At 65.4% G+C, this 217-nt stretch carries 1 protein-coding gene; it reads right to left on the bottom strand.

Annotated elements, in window-relative coordinates; all coding sequences use genetic code 11:
* The coding region (locus tag QM609_RS29175; protein ID WP_283337664.1) for an Ig-like domain-containing protein at nucleotides 1–217 on the bottom strand (217 nt) is incomplete at both ends.

Genomic DNA, 217 nt, shown 5'->3' with positions numbered 1-217 from the left:
ACGTCGTGGTCTCGACATCCACTGGAGCCGGATCCGACACGGTCACCGTCTGAGCCGACGCCGACGAGCTGACAAAGCCAGCACCCGCGGTGAAGTCGGCCGTAACACTTTGCGCACCAGCAGCATCGAACGCGTGCGGCAGAGTCGCAACACCGCCAGTCGCCGTGACCGGGGAGCCGATTGCCGTGCCGTTCGACTTGAACTGCACCGTGCCGAC

The organism is Rhodococcus sp. IEGM 1302, assembly GCF_030056935.1.
Taxonomy (GTDB): domain Bacteria; phylum Actinomycetota; class Actinomycetes; order Mycobacteriales; family Mycobacteriaceae; genus Rhodococcus_F; species Rhodococcus_F qingshengii.
This window is presented reverse-complemented; position numbering and strand designations above follow the sequence as displayed.